The sequence below is a fragment of the Chungangia koreensis genome (assembly GCF_042651785.1).
In the GTDB taxonomy this organism is placed as follows: Bacteria; Bacillota; Bacilli; order Bacillales_A; family Planococcaceae; genus Chungangia; species Chungangia koreensis.
This window is the reverse complement of record NZ_JBHSEC010000006.1, coordinates 1-16,018: the sequence shown is the minus strand read 5'-3', so window position 1 is coordinate 16,018 and position 16,018 is coordinate 1. Positions and strand designations below refer to the sequence as shown.

The window sequence follows — 16,018 nt, the reverse complement described above, 5'->3', positions numbered from 1 at the left end:
CAAATTATTAAAAAAGTAATGTAAGCGGATACAGTGGAAGGGGTTTTGTGAAGATGGCTTATTGGAAAAACGAGAATGACGTAGAAGTTTATTCACCACCAGGACATGAGGGGACATTCAATCGTAGGCTTGTAGGGCCTGCGGAGGGAATAGAAAATATGGAAGTAATTATTGGTGAAATGGAGCCAGGTGGATTAGCTGATCCTCATCTCCACGATGACATGGAACAGATTATGTACATATTATCTGGAAAAATGCACGCTATCATTAATGGAGAAGAGTCTGTACTAACCGTAGGAGATATTGTCTGGATTCCAAAAAAGTCGATGCACGATATACGAAATGCAGGGGACGAAAATTTACGTTTTGTACTTATGTATTCTCCTCAAAAGGTATCCAATGAGGGATTAAAAGAAATGGAGGAAATGAAATAATGAAAAAGGTGAATTTATTTATATTTCTTGCAGCTATACTTCTTATTGTGTCTGGTTGCGGAGATTCGGATAATGCAAATGGAAAGAGTGAAACAATAAAGTTGAAAATTGCGGACTCTCTTCCAACAACAAACTATTTATCTTCTGAAGGCACAGTGTTCTTTATGGAACGTGTGGAGGAATTGACAGATGGAAAAGTAGAATTTGAACACTATCCGGCTGAACAAATCGGGAAAGCAAATAGTTATTTGGATCTCACATTATCGAAAACAATTGATATCGGTTATACATCATATTCAACCGATCGTCTTCCTCTTACAGAGGTAGCTACTTTACCAGGTGCTTATAGTTCAGCAGAAGAGGGTTCCAAAATCATCTGGCAATTGATGAAAGATTACTTGACTGAAGAAGAATATTTAAAAAATGGAGTTCGTCCTCTTTATGCAGTCGCATTACCACAATATCAATATGTAACAGCTAAAAAACCAATAAAGAGCATGAAAGATATTAAAGGTACAAAAGCCCGTGTTACAGGAACTATGGAGTTAGGATTCGATGCACTTGGTGCATCACCGGTATTTATGCCGGCAACTGAGGCTTATACTGCTATGGAACGTGGAACAGTAGACGGCGTTACATTCCCGTTCACAAGTTTCGAAGCCTATCAAATTGAATCGATTGCAAACTACTCAACAAAAGGTGCGAATCTTGGAAGTTTTACAGTTGTGTACTCAATCAATGAGGATGTATATAAGTCACTCCCTGAGGATGTAAAAGAAGCACTTGCGCAAGCTGGTGATGAAACTGTTGAACACCTATCAAAATTCTTAGATAAGAAGAATGAGGAACTTGCAGAAAAATTTGCAAGCGAAATCGAAATTTACGAGTTAAATGATGAAGAATCGGCTGAGTGGGATCAGGCGCTTGAACCAGTTTGGGATCGTTGGGCAGAGGATTTAGAAAAGCGAGGATTCAAAGCAAAAGAAACGGTTCAAAAATACCGTGAGATACAGGAAAGTTTACAATAATTCTTTTGGAAACGGCCGTTTGTAAGAAAAAACGGCCGTTATCCAATTCAAGGAAGGTGAGAGAAATGGAAAAGTTGGAAAAATTGTTTTCAAAGTTGGAGAATATCTTTTTAATTCTGTCACAGGTTGCACTTGTCATAATGATGATTTTAACAACATTTGATGCGTTTAGTAGGTACTTATTTAGTAATTCTATTGTCGGCGCATATGAAGTGACGGAGATGTACTTAATGGTTGCCCTGGTCTTCTTAAGTATGAGTTACGTTCAAAAAGTAGACGGACATATCCGATTAGATATACTGTTCGAACGGTTCCCTAAAAGAGTTCAAGCAATTGTTAATTCAGTATTCTACGTGCTTGCGGCAGGAATGATGTTCTTCATTGGTTTGAAAGGATTAGAGATGACTATTAACGCATTACAAAATAATTTGGTCGCTTCAGGACTAATTAACTTGCCCTTGTGGATTTCTTATATTTGGATACCAATCGGAGCTTTTCTGATTATGGTTCGCTTAGTAATTCAAGTCATCCTTCTACTAATTGGAAGGGAAGCGCATCCCGTAAAGGAAATTTTAATCGAGGAGGATGATTTTGAATGACTGTCGCGATTCCATTAATACTGCTTGCTCTCTTCTTGGCGATTGGTATGCCAATTGCTTTTGCATTAGGAATTTCAGGTTCAATCGGATTATTACTGTTCAGTGGTTGGGATTCATTTTTAGGTATTTTATCAACTGCACCTTATGATAGTGTGAAAAGTTTCCTATTGAGTGCGATTCCAATGTTTATTTTAATGGCTGCTTTTATGACTGTCAGTGGCATCATGAAGGACTTGTTTGAAGCAGCCTACAAGTGGCTCGGAAGACTCCCGGGTGGATTAGGGATTGCAACGATCTTTGCCGGAGCAATGATGGCTGCTGTATCAGGTTCAAGTCAAGCTTCCGCTGCGGCGATGTCAAAAGCTGTTGCTCCACAAATGAGGAAATTCAAGTACAACACTGCATTTACAATGGGTGTAATTAGTATGGCAGGCACACTTGCTGTCATGATTCCACCAAGTATTATTTTGATCCTGTACGGGATTCTCACTGAAACAGGTGTTGGTTCCTTACTTATAGCAGGAGTTGTGCCGGGAATCTTAACTGCTCTCGGATACATAATTACTATTTTTATCTGGGTTAAACTAAAGCCTGAAATAGCACCGAAAATAGAAATTAAGCCTACGCTAAGTGAACGTTTTGCATCACTGAAGAATGTATGGCCAATGCTTGTCATCATTATTGCTGTAATCGGTGGAATTTACAGTGGTATTGTTACAGCTACTGAAGCTGGTGCAATGGGCGCTTTCATTACATTAGTCGTTGTCCTTCTAATGGGCCGAATGAATATGAAGAAATTCGGAGTAGCTTTAAATGATACGATCAAATCAACTACGATGATTATGACAATTATTGTAGGTGCACATATTTTCAGTTACTTTTTAACAATGACACAATCGACCCAAAAAGTTGTAATGATGATTAATGAATTAGATATTTCCCGGTATTGGATCTTAGCAATCATTATTTTGGTTTACCTAATCTTAGGATTCTTTATGGACCAGATTGCAATTCTAATTTTGACATTGCCACTCACTTTTCCGATTATCATGGCACTTGGATTCAATCCGGTTTGGTTCGGTATTATCATCACTAAAACAGTAGAAATCGGACTTGTAACACCACCAGTCGGCATGAATGTTTTCGTGGCCACCGGTGCTGCTGGTGTCAAGACTTCGGAAGGCTTTAAGGGGGTTACATGGTTTGTCATCATGGATCTACTAATTCTTCTATTGCTCATTTTACTGCCATTCCTGACCCTATGGTTGCCAGGTATGATGATTAAATAATCGAAGGGATATTTTACGAATGAATTCTAATGTCATTTCTAAGACATTTACAATCTTACGAGCTTTTACAGATTCAAAAAGCGAATGGGGCGTAAATGAATTATCAAGATATTTAAAGATGCCGGTAAGCAGTACACACCGTATGTTATCTATGCTAAAGGAAGAGCACATTTTAGAGTACTCGGAAGTAACGAACAAATACAGGGTGGGAACAGATTTTATACGGATGGCATCAATCATATCGACCAATGTAGATGTGAAGAAAGTAGCAAGGCCGTATTTAGAGAATTTGGCTTCCGTACTCCATCATTCCGTCTACTTTGCACTTTACTATCCACAACATAAGAAGCTTTCATTTGTTGATAGTGTAAAGAGTAGTTTTGCATTGCAATATGTACTGGACATCGGGGTTTTGGAACCAGTATCAATTGCTGCTAGTGGAAAAACCATTTTGGCATATCTACCCGAATCAGAGGTGGAAGAAATATTAGACGCAGAAGGGCTTTCAAATTCCGAAAAGAAAAAAACAAAGGAAGAAATAAAACGGATTATTCAATTGGGATATGCGATCACATCCAATGAGAGGAAACAGGGTGCTTTAAGTGTAGGTGCCCCGATCTTTGATGCAAGGAAGCGAGTGATAGGAAGTATCATCTGTGTAGTCCCAATCGCTGATTATAAAGAAGAGAATGAATCATTGTATATCAAAAAAGTAAAAGAAGCAGCACAAGATATTTCCTATACATTAGGCTATTTAGAAAAGGGGGGGAAATGACATGAGAAATTATCGTACTTTACTATTCGTCCCAGCTATTAAGAGAGACTGGTTTAAAAAAATCCCGGCTTATGGAACAGATGGTGTGATACTAGATTTAGAAGATAGTGTACCACTTCAGCTGAAAGAGGAAGCACGAAGAAATGTGGAAAAAGCCATACCTGATTTGGCTGTTGAAGGGGTCCATGTATTTGTCCGAATCAATAGATTGGAAGAATTCGACCATGAGGATCTGAAGGCGGTAGTTCAACCGGGGTTAACTGGAATTGTACTGCCGAAGTTGGATGGACCAGAAGAGATTGAAGAGTTGTCTTGTATTTTAGACAGCTTGGAAGTGGAGAAGGGGCTTGACCGAGGAGTCGTAAAGCTGCTCCCGATACTGGAGACGGCCAAGTCGATGCAGTTATCTTATGAAATTGCGTGCTGTGATCGCGTGATGGGTATTGCCGGCTTAAGTGCAAAAAACGGCGATGTAGCACGTGCTCTCGGCTACCAATGGACGATGGAAGGATTAGAAACATTATTTATGCGGTCGAAGGTTGTTATGGCAGCAAGAGCAGCAGGAGTACAGCCGATCGGCGGTCTCTGGCAGGATGTGCATAACATTGAAGGGTTGCGGAGAAGTGCATCATTCAATCGTCAATTAGGATTTGTAGGGGAACTAATTCTTCATCCTTCTAATGCTCCGGTAGTAAATGAAATCTATGCGCCTTCAGATGAAGATATTGAATACTACTCGGGCATGGTTCAAGCGTTTGAGGCAGCCGAGCAAAACGGTGAATCAGCGATTTTGTATCGGGGCGAACATATCGATTATGCACATGTGAAGACAGCGAGGGAAATCTTAGCTGTTGCTGAACACTATATAGTGAAAAAGTAAGTGAGGAGTGCGAAACATGGCTATTGGTAAATATTATGAAGAATTGAATGTTGGTGATGTGTATCAGCATCGACCGGGAAGAACTGTGACTGAAACTGACAATCTGTTATTTACAACATTAACGCATAACACGCAGTCGCTTCATCTGGATGAAGAATACTCAAAGGGCACAGTACATGGTGGCAGGATTGTCAACAGCTTGTTCACTCTTTCTTATGCCGTTGGAGTAGGCGTTGGAGAGTTGACGGAGGGAACAACATTAGGGAACTTAGGGTTCGATGAAACAACCTTTCCGCACTCGGTAAGAATCGGTGATACATTACGCGCGGAAACAGAAATTGTAGATAAACGAGAATCGAAGTCCCGCTCAGACCGAGGGGTAGTGTGGTTTGAACACCGTGTATATAACCAGCATGGGGATTTGGTTTGCAAGTCCAAACGTGCAGGCATGATGTTGAAGAAGTCGGCGGCTATTATTAATAATTAAAGAAATGGGAGGAGGAGATCAGGATGAGTGGACCGTTGGATGGAATCCGAGTACTCGATCTGACTTCCGTCGTAATGGGGCCGTATTGTACGGTCATGTTAGCGGATATGGGAGCAGACGTCATAAAAATTGAAAATCCATCGGGTGATACGACCCGTTATTTGGGTCCGTCAAAGCATCATGGAATGGGAAGCCTCTTCCTTCATTTGAATAGGAATAAACGCAGTATCGCCTTGGATTTGAAAAGTGAGGAAGGTAAAGAGGCGATGCTTGCGTTAGTGAAAGAAGCAGACGTCTTTGTCCATACGATGAGGCCGAAGACAATGGCGAAATTAGGTTTATCATATGAAGACTTGAAGCCATTGAATTCCCGGCTGATCTATTGTGGAATGTATGGATTCAGCAAGGATGGGCCTTATGGAGATAAGCCTGCATATGACGATATTATTCAAGCAGCATCCGGAGTAGCGGCTGCACAGGGACAAATTACAGGAACGCCTCAATATTTAGCAACCGTTTTGGCTGATAAGACAGCTGGATTAGTCGGTTTGAGTGCAATTCTTTCTGCTCTGTACCAACGTGAACGGAGCGGAGCCGGACAGGAAATTGAAGTGCCGATGTTTGAAACGATGGTGTCGTACATGATGATGGAGCATATGTATGGCGAGACATTTACTCCTCCAATTGGTCCGATGTATTACTCCCGCGTCACTTCGCCTTATCGTAAACCGTATAAAACGAAAGATGGATATATCGGTGTCATGATTTATAATGACAAACACTGGAAGGCGTTTTTTGAAGTAGCAGGACGCAAAGACTTAGCAGTGGATGAAAGATTTTTGGATATGGCCTCACGGACTGAACACATCGATTTTGTCTATCGTACAGTCGAGGAGGTTATGGCTGAGAAAACAACGGGAGAGTGGCTTGAAGTTTTGGAAGCTGCTGACATTCCTTGTACGAACATCAATACACCAGAGGATTTATTTGAAGACCCTCATTTAAATGAAATTGGATTTTTTGAAAAGGTTGTGCATCCTACCGAAGGGGAGATCCGAAATATTAAGTTCCCTATTTCATTTTCGGAGACCCCTGTCTCGGTTAGCCGATTGGCTCCCAATTTAGGGGAGCATAATCAAGAGATTTTAAGTGAATTAAATTTTCCTGTAGAGAAGGAATAATTATTTTGGGTGATTCGGATTCAGATTTGAATGCCGGCTTTTCCTATAAAGGAGAGGGAGAAATGGGAGATTTACTTTTCACGGTGGAAGGGCATGTCGCTAAAATTGTGTTGAACCGACCTGATCAGATGAATGCATTCAGTAAAGAAATGATGGATTTGTGGATTGAAGCGTTGGTGGAAATTCGAGACAATCCTGAAATCCATATGGGAATCGTGACAGGTAATGGGCGGGCGTTCTGCGCCGGCGGAGATGTGAAGGCAATGATAAATAGAGAAGGTTTCCTTTCGAAGAATTCAGATGATACGGATCTCCGTAGTACACCATTGGCGGTAAAAAATAGTTTATGGAAAATGATTCAACGAATTCCTTTATTAATGGATGAAATCGATAAGCCAATGATTGCTGTGGTAAATGGTCATGCAATGGGTGCTGGTCTCGACATGGCATTGATGTGTGACATCAGGATTGCGTCGGAACGAGCGAAAATGGGTGAAACATATATAAATGCAGGAATTGTGCCTGGAGATGGTGGCGGTTATTACTTACCAAGAATCATTGGCCTTGATGCGGCTCTTGAAATGTTTTGGACAGGCAAAGTGTTGAATGCTCACGAAGCATTGGATATGAAAATAGTAAGTCATGTAGTGCCACATGACGAGTTAGATAACTTTGTTACTAAGTACTGCAAGGAAATTCTTAAGAAGCCTCAGGAAGTTGTGCAAATGATGAAACGAATTGTTAAAGAATCGCAAACGATGACGTTGCGCCAATCTTTAGATTATGTGTCGAGTCAAATGGCTATTAGTGTATTTCATCAAGGGCACGAGGATGCACTTACCGAGTTAAAGAGTAAGTTTGTAAAATAGGTACGAATGAGAGCGAGCTGTAAGGGCTTGCTCTTTTTCATTTTGGGATGGGATGGATCGAACAAGAAGGGTTCTGATTCGTTTTTAGAAATGATACATGACAAGGGATAGGTTGATAGACGACAAATAAAAGTAGTATAAAAGATAAAGAACCAATCGATAGTCGACATTTGCACCTCACTTCATAAAAAAATAGCTTCTGGCAGCACCAGGAGCTATCCTATTGAGACTTTTGTAATCCACTGAAGGTGCAGATATAAAATGACACCGTATAAGATGAGTGATCCATTGATGAGGAACCATAGATGTCTCTTCACTTTTATGTTCAGAACAATGAACAGCATGAGCAAAGGTAGAATCAGTTTGATCCCATAGAATCCGATGACTGTTTTCTCGTAAATCATATTCATAAGTGGATTTGCTTCTGTAATGAATTGATGGCGGATTCCAAGATCGGTGTAAAAAGCATCTAAAATGGACAATAAGAATAGAAGAAAAACAGCATAGACAGCTTTGTAGCTTATTTGACCGTTTTCCAATGATAACTCTCCCTTCCGTTGGAGTTATCATTATTCTTGGGGAAGGGGATTGAATTTATACCTTAATTTTCTCCACTAATCATTTTCATTCCTGTAAGTATAGCTTTTGCATCCTGATTTAAATAGTGTGTAATATCTTGTCTCATTAATAGATCGAGATTATTTTTAACAGATAATTTCAAGCCATTTATATCGAAATTAGTTGCGTAAGAGTTGATCGCGTAAATTGTGGTCATTTCACTACGACTCAAAGTTTTAATACCGGCATTTAGATTGTTTTTGAGTATTTCAAACAACTCTCTCGCATTTCGATTTAAAAGTTGTCTCTTTTTGCTAATTAATTCAAAGTTATTCTCGATAAGCTTTCTTGCAGTTACAAAATCCACTTCATCTATTGAATGATTAATTTTATCAATTATTTCAGCTATGTCCAAAGTAAGCACCTCTACAAATTATATATATAATATACTTATCGGATTGTTCGTTCTTATGTTTATAGAAATTAATTAATTCAAGATATATGGAAGCACTTTATTTCACAAAAGTTAACGGTTTTGCGGTTGTAGCGGATGAAGTGAAGAAACTTGCTGAGAAAGTGGATCATTCTATACAAGACATCATGCATATCGTTGAAAGCATACAAAGTGAAAGTTCTTCTGTTGCAGAATCATTAAAAGGCAGCTACGACGAGTAGAAAAGGCACGGAAGAAATCCGGACAACATCTGAGACCTTTAGGCAGATTGATGAGTCAGTTTCGCAAATGGTACAGAACATTAAACACATCTCAGAAAACCTGGCGTTGATATCCGAAAACAGTGAGAAGTTTAATACTTCCATTTCATAAATCGCTTCTGTCACGGAAGAAATAATCAGCTGGAATCGAAGAGACTTCTGCATCCACCCAACTAATTCTGAGTTGGATGGAAAAGTTGCTGGACGTTCTGGAGAATTGACAAGATTGTCTGAGACGTTGAGTGGATTGGTGAGAAAGTTTAAAATATAGATTTTGTCTAAAAATATTGAATTAATAGGATTTCTAAGAGGCGAGAGGAGCTTCTTAGAAATCTTTTTTTAGAGAAGCAAATACATATTTTATAGTGTAAATAAGAAAGGGAGTGCTTATTTCCTTACAACCAAAATACTAGTCGATTTTAAGCTTTCTTTTCCTTCTAGCCGATGTGATGGAAAACGGTATTGTCTCCAATCACTCGGGAAGTGACTTCGCAAGGCGGACCGTTAAATCCGTTTCTATAACCGAGCTGGATTGGGAGTTAGAGTAAACGGGGACATATGTTTGTCCGATAAGCGCATGACAGTAACATCTACTTGAAAAACGTATCAAACAAGGGATTACCGACTTCAGCGAGTAAAAGCTGAAACTAAAAAAGTAAACGAGAGAAAAGTGCGCTGGGAAAGCCGAGCGCACTTACATTCTTAGGCGTAACTTTCGATCTAGACAGGAAACAGACACTAGTGTACGTGTAAAAGAAGAGCAAGGCGAAGTTTTAGGCCAAGCTTAGATGGTTAACCAACTGCAGCTGGAGAATCAGTATGGAGTATCGAATCCACAAACTGAACCAATAGGTTCAGGGGATGGTTTTAACTATTTTAAGATTGGTAACATCAAGAAATATGCATTAAAGATAGATAGTCACGTAAGACGAAGATCAAGAGCGTGTAAGTGGAAAGAATGGAAAAAGCCCTCGACGAAATACCGAGAGCTTAAGAAGTGTGGAATTAAGCCAGTTGACGCATGGAGATGTGCGAAACCCCGAAAGGGTTACTGGCGACTGTCCTAACAAACAATTATAGACCAGACACTAAACAATCAGTACTGGGAAAACAAGAATCAAAAGCCTACTAATTGATTTCAAAAAACTTTCGAACCACCGCATACCAATGGTACGTACGGAGGTGTAAGAGGACGGGAGTTAATCACTCCCTCTACTCGATTGTAATGCTGTAAGGTACAATACCTGGAGAAAACAGAGAATCAAAAACTTAGGATTCTATCATTTAAAGGTTTTAACTTTGATAAAACACCTGAAGAATGCTTCAAGAGTAGTACTCTTTTTATTTGTGAACGGTTATGAGGAAGGTAAAAGACTAATATTATATCATTTGTGTTGAAAAAAGTATTTATATTTTCAAAAATTTGAAAGTGCTTTCAATTCCAAATAGACACAATTTCGACATAAAATAAATGTTTTTTTTTACCACTCCCTGCTAAATAGAGTGTATTCTTGTTAAGTCATACAAAATGCCTAATTTTAAATGATGGATATAGGAAAAAAGTTTTAATTAAAATGTAAAACGTGGGAGAGGAAGTAACGATGAAGATTGTTGTGTTTCAACTGAAAGGAAAAAATTATGGAGTTGAACTTCAATATATTCGCTCCATCGAAAAGGTCAGGGAAATCAGAGAACTACCGCAAACACCTGTTTTTTTCAGGGGTATCATCAATATGAGAGGTGAGATTATCTCAATTATTGATTTAGCCGAGTATTTCAATTTAGGGAAAATATCTTTCTCGGAGGAGAACTTCGTAATAATTACCCAACATGATGACTTGGTAGTTGGGCTGATGGTGGATGTCGCGACAGACGTTTTAGATATTGATTCATCTTTAATAAATGAAACCCCATCCATCATCACTGAAAAATACATAGAAGGCATTTTGAATTTGGAAGACAAAATGATCGTCATGTTGAACCTCCCAGCCATCCTTGAACGGGATGAAATTATGAAAGCAAAAGACTTATCTGAACTTGCAAATTAATTTTCTACAAATTTTTGCATTTTCTATTGATGCTATTGATTTTTAAACTTCATAATGGCGAAAATAATAATCCACATATAATTGGAAGGAAGTAAGTAAATAATGACAAAAAGAAAAAATGATAAGAAGTCTGGTTTGTTTTCATGGGTAAAAAATAGTATTTCAACAAAAGTTGCTCTTGTTCTTTTTATAGCTATCATCATTGTATTTTCATTTACAGGGTTTCTGATTTACTCATATACAAAATCAATATTAGTTCAAAGTGTAGAAGTAAATGTGTCGACGAATAGTAAGGCAGTTGCTGATCAAGTTAATGGTATGTTTGCAGAGAAAGGCACAGTCGTTAGGCAAATTGCTACAAACCAGGAGATACTAAAATACTTGAATACAGCCAATTCAAAGGATGAAGCAACGACAAATTCATATTACGATGGTGTTTTAAGATCACTTGATGCGATTGTTAAAACAGATGATGCGATTGCAATGGCTTGGGTTGCCAGCAATAAATCCAATTTTTTAGTTGGAAGTAATAACGTAGTTTCGGATTCAGACTTCGATATATATAGTAGACCTTGGTACAAACAAGCAGTAGAGGAAGAGGATGTATATTTCACTGAGCCATATATGGATGAAGTGTTTGGGAAAATGATTTTAAGTGCTATGAAACCAATTAAAGAGGGCAATAATACTGTAGGTATCGTTGCGATAGACATATTTTTAGATCAATTACCGCAATTAATGGAATCTTATAAAATGGGTGAAAGTGGATATTCATTTTTACTTTCTAACGATGGAACCATACTATATCATCCAAATAGCGATTTGATTCTGGATCAAAAACTTCAATCACTTTCTGGTGACATCGGAAATGTGGGTAGAAAAATGGTTAAGGGAGAAAAAGGTCTTGAGTTAACGCATGTAAATGATCGTTTAGAATATATCGGGTATTCGTCAGTTCCAACAACGAATTGGTCAGTTGGAACATCAATAACTCAAAAGGAAGCATTAAGCAGTCTTAATACTTTTACCTTCAAGTTGAGTTTATATTTTGTTATAGCATGTTTCATCCTTATTGCGATAGTATTCCTCCTGTTAAAACGTATGTTAAGGGAAATTCCTCATGTTACGAATGTCATGGCGAAGATAGCGTTAGGTGATTTAAGTCAGGAAGAATTAAAAACAAAATCAAAAGATGAAATAGGACAATTAATAACATCTACAAACCGATTGAATCAGAATTTACGAGATATAATAAGTAAAATTAATATAGTTTCTGGCACCGTTAGTAGTCAAAGTGAAGAATTGACTCAATCTGCAAATGAGGTAAAAGAAGGTACTACGCAAGTGGCTACTACCATGTCTGAAATCGCTTCTGGCGCAGAAACTCAAGCTAACGGTGCGGGTGAACTCTCCGCGATTATGGATACATTTGTTGCTCGTGTAATGGAAGCAAGTGAAAACGGCGAACAAGTACAGCATTCAACGCAAGACGTTATGGTTATGACTAAAGAAGGAAAACAATCCATGGAATTATCCAATAGACAAATAGAAAACGTTAACCGGATCATTCGTGACTCTGTTCAACAATTTGAAGGGTTTGAGGAACGTACAAATGAAATCGCTAATTTGGTTTCAGTTATAAGCGGTATTGCTGGCCAAACCAATTTATTAGCCTTGAATGCTTCCATCGAAGCGGCAAGAGCAGGGGAACATGGAAAAGGTTTTGCTGTAGTTGCGGATGAAGTAAGAAAATTGGCAGAGCAAGTTAATTTGTCAGTTAAGGATATTACTGTGATTGTCGATAACACCCAAAAAGAATTCGTTCTTGTAAAAAATTCATTACAAAATGGGTTCCGTGAAATGGAAGATGGTACTGAACAAATCGCTGCAACTGGAGAAGTAATAAACAAAATCACAGAATCGGTTTCGCATATGGTACAAAACGTACAGTTCATTACAAATAACTTGTCTGAGATTGCAGCCAACAGTCAACAAATGAATGCATCGATTGAAGAAATCGCTTCGATTTCCGAAGAATCCGCAGCAGGCGTAGAAGAAACAGCCGCAACTGTTCAACAAGTAAGTAGTTCAATGGAAGAAGTAGCAGGAAGTGCTGACCAACTTTCTGTATTAGCGGAAGAACTTAATGATGTGGTTAAACAATTTAAATTATAGAAGTAATAAACAAAAATGATGCGGTTTCAAAGTAAGTACTTACACAAAAACGTTATGAAGTGCCTGTCATTATTAGTTTATTATTTGAAAGTAGAGGATCGGATGTCGCTAAACGTATCAAGGTTAATAGAAGAAAGATTACTATACTGTGAATATCAACCACTGACCAATTTAGAAGATATGACTTTTGCGTTTGAAGCACTTATGAGAAGCACTCCAAGAATTAACCCGCTTACGGTTATTAAAGAGGCAAGAACGACAGGGCTCTTATATGAATTAGATACACAATGTATAATTAATGCGATTTCGGAATTTCCTAACTCGTTTTTTGGTAAATACTATTTATTTATTAATGTATTTCCATCAACGATACTTCATCCAGACTTTAGACAATTTATTAGTAGTTTATTTAGTAAATATCCATGGATAAGACATCGAGTAGTTTTGGAAATCAATGAAGATCGGGCTGAGGACGACTTAATAAGTCTTCCGATTTTTGTTGAGAAATTATCTATTCTAAAAATCACCGGGTTTCAAATTGCTTTAGATGATATTGCAATTTCAAAGACTTCCTTTGAACGAATGGAGAAGTTCCTACCGAACTTTGTGAAATTAGACCATACAAGATCGAAGGACTTAGCAGTATCTTCAGATAAACAACAACTAATTTCAATTGTTTTGGATTATACAAAAGAGAATGCTGAATTAATATTAGAGGGAATAGAAACAGAAGCAGATTTGAAAACGGCAAAGGAATTAGGTGTTCCTTTGTTTCAGGGCTACTATATTTCGAAGCCCAAGCGCTTGTCGGAGAAACTCTTTGAATTATATTAGAGGTAGTAGGACTTTTTGAATCTAAACCTTTGACTAATATGACAAAAATAATTAGGAGGATAAACACATCAAGACCTTACGCTTTTGGATAATACTTCTACTATCAACCGCAATTGTTGGAATTTTCAGCATCACATTTCTTTCAAGTTATTTCATTACGAAAAAAAACTTAATCAATGATTCATTAACTATCAACAAGAATTATGCCGAAAGTCTTTCAAAAGAATTAGGAGTCAGACTTAATTCCATACAAAGTGATTTAGAATTAATGTCGGTTGAGGTAAGCGCCCTGAAAGAGAACAAAGTGTTGTTGAAAGAGAAACTGAATAATATCTTATTAAAAGAGAGCTTTGACTCTATTTCTGTCGTAACGAAGGAAGGATTTGTTCTTGATTCAGCACCCTACTCGACAATAGTGGGCAAGAAGTTAGATACACCGGGGGCGCAAGAAGCGCTAACAAAGAGGAAAACTATAATTTCACGCCCATTTACGTCTGCTACAGGACGTACTATTATCCTTATTTCTACTCCAATTTGGGATGCAGACAATAGATATCAAGGGTACTTAAGCGGTGCCATCTATTTAGAGGAAGAGAATTTTTTGGAAGAAATATTAGGGGATCATTTCGCGAATAATGGCTCGTATGTATTTGTTGTAGATGATCAAGGAAATACGATTTATCACCCTGATAAACAAAAAATCGGGGAGAATTCAAAAGAATCTGACATAGCGAAAAAAATAATAAAACATAAAAGTGGGACTGGAAAGGTAATGAATATAGAAGGAGAAGAATTCATTGCTGGATATTCGTTTATGCCTGAAAGAAAATGGGGAGTTGTTTCCCAAACACCTTATGAAGTAAGTATTCACCCATTAAGTGGCATTGTGTTAAATATGTTTCTCACTGCACTTCCATTTATTGTACTCCTTTTTATATTGACGTTGTATTTAGCCCAAAAACTATCAGCACCTTTACAAAAATTAGCCCTGTTTTCTAAGTACTTGGAAGATAATAATTGGGATCGAAAAAAACTTGATGAGTTGCCAATGTGGTATTTTGAGGCAAGGCAACTTAAAAAGACGATACAAACTTACTCTGAAAAACAGCAAAAACGCGTTGAAGGTTATAAAAACCAGTCCTATACCGACACACTTACTCAACTGAAGAACAGAAGATATTTTGAAGAGGTTACAAAGAAATGGGTACGAAATGAGCAATCGTTTTCCGTGATTATGATTGATATTGACCACTTCAAAGAAGTGAATGACACATATGGTCATCAAAAAGGAGATGAAGTCTTAAAATTTATCTCTAATATAATGCAGGATGTTGTTCGAGAGAGGGATCTATGTATTCGGTTGGGAGGTGAAGAATTTATCGTGTTGTTATTCCAAACAGAACTGCAATCTGCGATGAATATTGCTGAACGTCTTCGTGAAAACGTTGCATCAGTAGTAGGGCCAACTAATGCGACGATTACGATATCAGCAGGTGCTACAGAATACCATAAAGGCGACTCAATAGATGACCTCTACAGTAGAGTAGACACAGCTCTTTATCGAGCAAAAACTAGTGGAAGAAATAAGGTAATACAGAATTAAATGATCTACCTCAAATATCTTTATTGACCTTTGTAAAATGTAAATTTGAAAGCATCGGGTAATTATAGTTGAGATGCCTAAGACAATAATACTGGGATTAGGTTAAGATTGGGTGAAACAGATGGCACTAACAAGTAATATCTTGTTCTTAGAGAGTAACGCAAAGAAACCAATTACTCATAAGAAATCAAATTTTAGTTTCAATGAATGTCCGGAAATAGAGGCAACTCACGTCAAAATTATACGCGATCAACATAAGCATTATGAAAAATGCAACCTAATACCGGGAAAGATTTATCGAATTGAAAGAAATACGGAAAGTGAATTCCTTGGAGAAGAGATGATTCGTACAGAAAATGGTGGATATTTACACAGTTTCTCTTTATTCGTTAAAGTAATGTGGATAAAGAAGCCATTCATAGAAAATTAAGCTATTCTCTAAAGTTGAACTGCGCCCTGTAAAATGGACAATTAAATAAAAGCAACCTGCCAATTAGGCAGCCAAAAGATGGCTTCGGTATTGTACCGGAGTCATCTTTTTTAA

18 protein-coding genes are annotated in these 16,018 nt (G+C 37.9%); 16 read left to right on the top strand and 2 right to left on the bottom strand.

What is annotated here, in order from left to right; all coding sequences use genetic code 11:
• Positions 1-53 precede the first annotated feature (53 nt).
• From ACFOZY_RS05760 to ACFOZY_RS05720, 9 genes are all read left to right on the top strand, one after another.
• On the top strand, positions 54-434 hold the full coding sequence (locus ACFOZY_RS05760) for a cupin domain-containing protein (protein ID WP_378153243.1): 381 nt from the start codon (positions 54-56) through the stop codon (positions 432-434).
• The gene (locus ACFOZY_RS05755; RefSeq protein WP_378153241.1) at positions 434-1,462 is read left to right on the top strand and encodes a TRAP transporter substrate-binding protein; all 1,029 of its coding nucleotides are present in this window, start codon (positions 434-436) and stop codon (positions 1,460-1,462) included. Before ACFOZY_RS05760 ends, ACFOZY_RS05755 begins: the two co-directional genes overlap by 1 nt.
• A 65-nt stretch (positions 1,463-1,527) precedes the next feature.
• Positions 1,528-2,061 (top strand): TRAP transporter small permease, encoded by a 534-nt coding sequence (locus ACFOZY_RS05750; protein ID WP_378153239.1) that lies wholly within the window; start codon positions 1,528-1,530, stop codon positions 2,059-2,061.
• A complete protein-coding gene (locus ACFOZY_RS05745; RefSeq protein ID WP_378153237.1) occupies positions 2,058-3,350 on the top strand; it encodes a TRAP transporter large permease in 1,293 nt (430 codons plus the stop codon). Before ACFOZY_RS05750 ends, ACFOZY_RS05745 begins: the two co-directional genes overlap by 4 nt.
• A 19-nt stretch (positions 3,351-3,369) precedes the next feature.
• Positions 3,370-4,125 carry an IclR family transcriptional regulator gene (locus tag ACFOZY_RS05740; RefSeq protein ID WP_378153235.1) on the top strand — a complete coding sequence of 252 codons (756 nt, stop codon included), beginning with the start codon at positions 3,370-3,372 and terminating at the stop codon, positions 4,123-4,125.
• Between the two features lies 1 nt (position 4,126).
• Positions 4,127-5,005, top strand: coding sequence for an HpcH/HpaI aldolase/citrate lyase family protein (locus ACFOZY_RS05735; RefSeq protein ID WP_378153233.1), 879 nt, complete (start codon positions 4,127-4,129; stop codon positions 5,003-5,005).
• A 16-nt stretch (positions 5,006-5,021) separates the two neighbouring features.
• Positions 5,022-5,492, top strand: coding sequence for a MaoC family dehydratase (locus ACFOZY_RS05730; protein ID WP_378153231.1), 471 nt, complete (start codon positions 5,022-5,024; stop codon positions 5,490-5,492).
• A 23-nt stretch (positions 5,493-5,515) separates the two neighbouring features.
• On the top strand, positions 5,516-6,673 hold the full coding sequence (locus ACFOZY_RS05725; RefSeq protein WP_378153229.1) for a CaiB/BaiF CoA transferase family protein: 1,158 nt from the start codon (positions 5,516-5,518) through the stop codon (positions 6,671-6,673).
• Positions 6,674-6,735: 62 nt separating this feature from the next.
• Positions 6,736-7,542, top strand: a complete 807-nt coding sequence (locus ACFOZY_RS05720; RefSeq protein ID WP_378153227.1) for an enoyl-CoA hydratase/isomerase family protein — start codon at positions 6,736-6,738, stop codon at positions 7,540-7,542.
• A gap of 215 nt (positions 7,543-7,757) precedes the next feature.
• Here the strand turns inward: ACFOZY_RS05720 and ACFOZY_RS05715 are convergent, their stop codons facing one another.
• Entirely contained in the window at positions 7,758-8,081 is a 324-nt protein-coding gene (locus tag ACFOZY_RS05715) for a DUF5658 family protein (RefSeq protein ID WP_378153225.1), read from the bottom strand.
• Between the two features lie 62 nt (positions 8,082-8,143).
• Entirely contained in the window at positions 8,144-8,515 is a 372-nt protein-coding gene (locus ACFOZY_RS05710) for a hypothetical protein (protein ID WP_378153223.1), read from the bottom strand.
• A gap of 86 nt (positions 8,516-8,601) precedes the next feature.
• Between ACFOZY_RS05710 and ACFOZY_RS05705 the strand changes: the two genes are divergently transcribed.
• From ACFOZY_RS05705 to ACFOZY_RS05675, 7 genes are all read left to right on the top strand, one after another.
• A complete protein-coding gene (locus tag ACFOZY_RS05705) occupies positions 8,602-8,775 on the top strand; it encodes a methyl-accepting chemotaxis protein (RefSeq protein WP_378153221.1) in 174 nt (57 codons plus the stop codon).
• A gap of 827 nt (positions 8,776-9,602) precedes the next feature.
• The gene (locus ACFOZY_RS05700; protein WP_378153219.1) at positions 9,603-9,881 is read left to right on the top strand and encodes a group II intron maturase-specific domain-containing protein; all 279 of its coding nucleotides are present in this window, start codon (positions 9,603-9,605) and stop codon (positions 9,879-9,881) included.
• 516 nt (positions 9,882-10,397) lie between these two features.
• Entirely contained in the window at positions 10,398-10,862 is a 465-nt protein-coding gene (locus ACFOZY_RS05695; RefSeq protein ID WP_378153217.1) for a chemotaxis protein CheW, read from the top strand.
• 102 nt (positions 10,863-10,964) lie between these two features.
• Positions 10,965-13,037, top strand: a complete 2,073-nt coding sequence (locus ACFOZY_RS05690; RefSeq protein WP_378153215.1) for a methyl-accepting chemotaxis protein — start codon at positions 10,965-10,967, stop codon at positions 13,035-13,037.
• A gap of 84 nt (positions 13,038-13,121) precedes the next feature.
• Positions 13,122-13,871, top strand: a complete 750-nt coding sequence (locus ACFOZY_RS05685; RefSeq protein ID WP_378153213.1) for an EAL domain-containing protein — start codon at positions 13,122-13,124, stop codon at positions 13,869-13,871.
• 67 nt (positions 13,872-13,938) lie between these two features.
• Complete coding sequence (locus ACFOZY_RS05680) at positions 13,939-15,474, top strand: sensor domain-containing diguanylate cyclase (RefSeq protein ID WP_378153390.1); 1,536 nt, start codon at positions 13,939-13,941, stop codon at positions 15,472-15,474.
• Positions 15,475-15,595: 121 nt separating this feature from the next.
• Positions 15,596-15,904 (top strand): hypothetical protein, encoded by a 309-nt coding sequence (locus ACFOZY_RS05675; RefSeq protein ID WP_378153211.1) that lies wholly within the window; start codon positions 15,596-15,598, stop codon positions 15,902-15,904.
• Positions 15,905-16,018: the final 114 nt, after the last annotated feature.

What these genes read in the sequence shown, in the direction of transcription:
- ACFOZY_RS05760 (WP_378153243.1), top strand. Translation starts at nt 54, where the DNA reads ATGGCTTATTGGAAAAACGAGAATGACGTAGAAGTTTATTCACCACCA.
- ACFOZY_RS05755 (WP_378153241.1), top strand. Translation starts at nt 434, where the DNA reads ATGAAAAAGGTGAATTTATTTATATTTCTTGCAGCTATACTTCTTATT.
- ACFOZY_RS05750 (WP_378153239.1), top strand. Translation starts at nt 1,528, where the DNA reads ATGGAAAAGTTGGAAAAATTGTTTTCAAAGTTGGAGAATATCTTTTTA.
- ACFOZY_RS05745 (WP_378153237.1), top strand. Translation starts at nt 2,058, where the DNA reads ATGACTGTCGCGATTCCATTAATACTGCTTGCTCTCTTCTTGGCGATT.
- ACFOZY_RS05740 (WP_378153235.1), top strand. Translation starts at nt 3,370, where the DNA reads ATGAATTCTAATGTCATTTCTAAGACATTTACAATCTTACGAGCTTTT.
- ACFOZY_RS05735 (WP_378153233.1), top strand. Translation starts at nt 4,127, where the DNA reads ATGAGAAATTATCGTACTTTACTATTCGTCCCAGCTATTAAGAGAGAC.
- ACFOZY_RS05730 (WP_378153231.1), top strand. Translation starts at nt 5,022, where the DNA reads ATGGCTATTGGTAAATATTATGAAGAATTGAATGTTGGTGATGTGTAT.
- ACFOZY_RS05725 (WP_378153229.1), top strand. Translation starts at nt 5,516, where the DNA reads ATGAGTGGACCGTTGGATGGAATCCGAGTACTCGATCTGACTTCCGTC.
- ACFOZY_RS05720 (WP_378153227.1), top strand. Translation starts at nt 6,736, where the DNA reads ATGGGAGATTTACTTTTCACGGTGGAAGGGCATGTCGCTAAAATTGTG.
- ACFOZY_RS05705 (WP_378153221.1), top strand. Translation starts at nt 8,602, where the DNA reads ATGGAAGCACTTTATTTCACAAAAGTTAACGGTTTTGCGGTTGTAGCG.
- ACFOZY_RS05700 (WP_378153219.1), top strand. Translation starts at nt 9,603, where the DNA reads ATGGTTAACCAACTGCAGCTGGAGAATCAGTATGGAGTATCGAATCCA.
- ACFOZY_RS05690 (WP_378153215.1), top strand. Translation starts at nt 10,965, where the DNA reads ATGACAAAAAGAAAAAATGATAAGAAGTCTGGTTTGTTTTCATGGGTA.
- ACFOZY_RS05675 (WP_378153211.1), top strand. Translation starts at nt 15,596, where the DNA reads ATGGCACTAACAAGTAATATCTTGTTCTTAGAGAGTAACGCAAAGAAA.